Raw genomic sequence first — 4,086 nt, 5'->3', positions numbered from 1 at the left:
GATATGCTCAAAAAGCTCAATATCGAAACAACATTCATCAATGGACATCGAAAGACAACGGAATCCGTATTGGAAGTGGCGGAAATGATTTTAAAAGGGAAAGTGAACAGCTACCTCACGAACCGGCTGAATGATCATGGGGTAAAAGCGGTAGGTCTTTGCGGATACGACGCAGGTTTACTGAAAGCGGTACTGATCGACGAAGAGTCCCTCGGGCTGGTCGGGGAGATTGAAGAAGTTCAGAGCGGTTTACTAACCGATATGATTTCAGGAGGGCATCTCCCGGTCATCGCGCCTCTAGCTCTTACAAAAAAAGGAACGAAGGTGAACGTCAATGCCGATCTTGCCGCCGCCTCGATCGCAAAGGCTTTGGGAGCGGGAAAGCTTCTCTATGTAACAGACGTACCAGGCATTTTAGATGAAGGAGAACTTCTCCCGGAAGCGACTACAGATGAAATTAATCAATTGATCGATTCAGGGGTGATCAACGGAGGTATGATCCCGAAGGTTCAATCCGCGGTGTCTGTTTTGTCTCCAGGTATGAAAGAAGTGATGATTGTCGGAGGACAGCAATCCATTTTCCAAAGTGGGACGATTATCGGTACGAAAATAACTGAAAAAGGAGTGGTTGCAGCCTCATGAGTTATCTATTTCCTACGTATAATCGATTGGATATTGAACTGGTTTCGGGTAAAGGAGCAAAAGTGGAGGATTCCAACGGCCGAAAGTATCTTGATTTTATAGCCGGTATTGCCGTCTGTAATCTCGGACACTCTCCTCTCCCTGTCAAAAAGGCTGTTGAAGAACAACTGAATAAAGTATGGCATGTGTCCAACCTCTTTCAGATCTCCCAGCAAGAAGAAGCCGCGAAGTTCCTCGCAAGCGCGAGCGGATTGGATGCCATCTTCTTTTGCAACAGCGGTGCAGAAGCGAATGAAGCAGCTATTAAATTAGCAAAAAAACATACAGGCAAGACGAAGATTCTGACGTTCAAACAATCCTTTCACGGGCGAACCTTCGCGACGATGAGTGCGACAGGGCAGGAGAAGATCCACAGCGGATTCGGACCGCTTCTTCCGGCATTCGAGTACTTGCCGTATAACGATGCGGGGGCTGTCAGTGAAATTGAAGGTGATGATATTGCAGCAATCATGGTGGAAGTCATCCAAGGTGAAGGGGGCGTGAATCCAGGCAACGAAACCTTTTTGAAAGAAGTAGAGAAAAAGTGCGTGGAACTCGGCGCCCTTTTAATCATCGACGAAGTCCAAACGGGAATCGGCCGTACCGGAGCACCTTTTGCTTATCAGCATCACGAGTTGAATCCTGATATCGTCACTGCCGCAAAAGGGCTCGGAAGCGGATTTCCGGTAGGGGCGATGATCGGCAGAAAAGAGCTGGTATCCACCTTTTCACCGGGCACCCACGGCTCCACATTCGGAGGAAATCCTCTAGCGATGGCTGCAGTGAAGGCGACACTTGAGACCATTTTTGAAGAAGATTTTTTAATCGGGGTAAAAAATAAGTCTGGTACCTTTATTCAGTGCCTTAAGGAAAAGCTCGAGCCGTTATCCTTTGTTAAGGAGGTAAAAGGGGAAGGTTTTATGATCGGAATCGAATTGGAAGCAGAAGCGAAGGGATACATTGAGCTTCTGAGAAAAAACGGACTCCTGACCTTGCCGGCTGGTCCGAATGTCATTCGGCTGCTTCCGCCATTGACTGTGACCGAAGCTGAACTGGGTGAAGCATTGGGGATTTTGGAAGAGACCTTGCAAGCTCATGAGAAAGAAGCAGTACGATAAATTTTTTTAACTATGAATGTATAAAAATACTAAATATATAATAAAAATTCACAAGGAGGAGGGATTGGTTATGACCGGCTACTTAAGTTTGGAAAATGGCACAGTTTTCAAAGGAGAACTGGGCCATGGCAGCAAAGGTCCCATCGAAGGGGAAATTGTGTTTTTTACAGGTATGACGGGGTATCAGGAGGTTCTCACTGATCCTTCCTATAAGGATCAAATCGTCGTTTTCACCTATCCTCTGATCGGACAGTACGGAATGAATGAAAGTGACGGTGAAAGTGCAAATCCACATGTGAAAGGTGTGATCATGCTTCATTGTCCCGACGAATATTCTCACTATCAAGCGACATCTTCCCTTAAGGATTATCTTCACAAGTGGAAGATCCCTTATATGACGGGGGTGGATACCCGTCAGGTGGTCAAGACGATCAGAGATCTTGGAAACCAGAACGCATGTATCTGTCATTCACCGGTGATTCCTTCGTCCCGGAAACGAAAGGGACAGATTGCAAAAGTGGCCTCTTCAGAACTCACTCATTACGGATCTGGGAGCGTACATATTGCGCTGCTTGATTTCGGGGTGAAAAAATCGATCATCACTAATCTTATCAAGCTGGACTGCTCGGTCACCGTCGTCCCATACGACCGCATTGAATTGCTCCATACATTGAAGGCTGATGCACTCGTCATTTCGAATGGGCCGGGCGATCCGAAAGAAATGGCGGATCTGATGCCGCAGCTGAAAGAGCATATCCTTAAGCTGCCTACGCTAGGTATTTGCATGGGGCATCAATTGGTCGCACTAGCACTCGGAGGAGATACAAGAAAGCTCTTGTTCGGCCATCGCGGGGCGAATCATCCGGTCATTGACCATGGAACAGGCCAGGTTTACTTAACCTCTCAAAACCATAATTATGTGGTGAAGGATGAAAGTCTATATGGTACCAATCTCAAGCCGCGCTTTTTCAATGTGAATGACGGTTCTGTTGAAGGTCTGCAGCATGAGTCGAAACCGATTCTTTCCGTGCAATTTCACCCTGAGGCCCGGCCAGGTCCTGAAGATGCATCCTACATCTTTGAAGAATTCTATCAATCCATCAAACAGCCAGGGAGAGAGAAAATCTATGCCTAAAGACTCAAGTATACAGAAGATCCTGGTCATTGGATCAGGTCCGATCATCATAGGGCAGGCAGCTGAGTTTGACTATTCGGGGACGCAGGGCTGCCTTGTATTAAAAGAAGAAGGCTATGAGGCCGTCCTCGTGAATCATAACCCGGCAACCATCATGACCGATACGGATATCGCCGGAAAAGTCTATTGTGAACCGCTTACGGTTAAAACGGTGAAGTCCATCATTGAAAAAGAGCGCCCGGACGGATTGGTTGCGAACCTCGGCGGTCAAACAGCCCTCAATCTGGCAGTGGAACTCCATGAAAAAGGAATCCTGGAGAAATATGGAGTAAAGCTATTAGGAACCTCAGTGGATTCAATCCAGAAGGGGGAAGACCGTGAAAAATTCCGTACGCTCATGAATCAACTCGGACACCCAGTGGCAGAAAGTGAAATCGTTGAAAACGTGGAAGGGGCACTTTCATTCGCTGAAAGAATTTCACTCCCGATCATCGTCCGTCCCGCTTATACATTAGGAGGCAGAGGAGGGGGGATCGCAGCGACGGAAGAGGAGTACGTCAAGCTTGTCCAAACCGGTTTGAAAGCTAGTCCCATCAATCAGATTCTTGTGGAAAAAAGCATTGCCGGATTCAAGGAAATTGAGTATGAAGTGATGAGAGATTCGAAAGGAAACTGTATATCGGTATGCAATATGGAGAACTTCGATCCGGTCGGAGTCCACACCGGGGATTCCATTGTTGTGGCACCATCACAAACTCTCAGGGATCAGGAATTCCATATGCTCCGCACAGCGGCTTTTGACATCATCAATGCGCTCGAGGTAGTAGGAGGCTGCAATATACAGTTTGCTTTAGACCCTGACAGCAATCAATACTATGTCATTGAAGTAAATCCTCGAGTCAGCCGATCATCAGCCCTCGCATCGAAGGCGACAGGCTACCCGATTGCGAAGATCGCTGTTAAAATTGCTGTCGGTTATACATTGGATGAAATCATCAACCCATTGACAAGAACAACCTATGCAAGCTTTGAGCCTGCCCTTGATTATGTCGTCGTTAAATTTCCGCGCTGGCCATTCGATAAGTTCCCGGAAGGAAACCGCCGTCTCGGGACAAAAATGAAGGCGACGGGAGAAGTGATGGCAATCGATCG

The 4,086-nt window shown here is 47.3% G+C and carries 4 protein-coding genes; all 4 read left to right on the top strand.

The features are described 5' to 3' along the window. Positions 1-642, top strand: a 642-nt coding sequence (gene argB / locus HP456_RS20770; RefSeq protein ID WP_172254675.1) for an acetylglutamate kinase, incomplete at its 5' end; no start/stop codon positions are given. Next, entirely contained in the window at positions 639-1,799 is a 1,161-nt protein-coding gene (gene argD, locus HP456_RS20765) for an acetylornithine transaminase (RefSeq protein ID WP_172254673.1), read from the top strand. The genes argB and argD, both read left to right, overlap by 4 nt. Positions 1,800-1,869: 70 nt before the next feature. Further along, on the top strand, positions 1,870-2,934 hold the full coding sequence (locus HP456_RS20760; protein ID WP_172254671.1) for a carbamoyl phosphate synthase small subunit: 1,065 nt from the start codon (positions 1,870-1,872) through the stop codon (positions 2,932-2,934). Continuing rightward, a partial coding sequence (gene carB / locus HP456_RS20755) for a carbamoyl-phosphate synthase large subunit (RefSeq protein WP_172254669.1) occupies positions 2,927-4,086 on the top strand: 1,160 nt, incomplete at its 3' end. The genes HP456_RS20760 and carB, both read left to right, overlap by 8 nt.

Source organism: Bacillus haikouensis (genome assembly GCF_013179555.1).
Taxonomy (GTDB): domain Bacteria; phylum Bacillota; class Bacilli; order Bacillales; family Bacillaceae_B; genus Rossellomorea; species Rossellomorea haikouensis_A.
Note: the sequence above shows the minus strand (reverse complement) of the source record. Positions and strands in the feature narration are given on the sequence as shown.